1 protein-coding gene is annotated in these 276 nt (G+C 27.5%); it reads left to right on the top strand.

All coding sequences use genetic code 11. The features are described from left to right. Nucleotides 1-80: 80 nt before the first annotated feature. Nucleotides 81-206, top strand: a complete 126-nt coding sequence (locus tag AAEZ18_RS18755; protein WP_352255911.1) for a hypothetical protein — start codon at nucleotides 81-83, stop codon at nucleotides 204-206. Nucleotides 207-276: the final 70 nt, after the last annotated feature.

The following is a 276-nucleotide window of genomic DNA, read 5'->3' on the forward strand; positions in this document are numbered from 1 at the left end:
GCCTTGGAATATATTTTTACAATTATTAAATTCAGCTAGCTATTCACTATAAATAACGGTTGGAATAAGAGAGGAACTATATGGCATTTGTAGAAAAAAAGACCGAGAAATTATTATTTAAAGAAGGTAGAGATGCTGCGCTTAAAGAGTACAAATCTAAAAGTGGTTTTGGTACAAAACTAATTAGAACTGTTTTTTATTTTTAGTATTAGAATATTACAAAGTCTAAAGTAAAAAAACCGAAAGGACTAATAATGAAAGAAGAAACTACTAAAG

It is taken from the genome of Pseudoalteromonas sp. 19-MNA-CIBAN-0066 (assembly GCF_040308705.1).
Taxonomy (GTDB): domain Bacteria; phylum Pseudomonadota; class Gammaproteobacteria; order Enterobacterales; family Alteromonadaceae; genus Pseudoalteromonas; species Pseudoalteromonas nigrifaciens.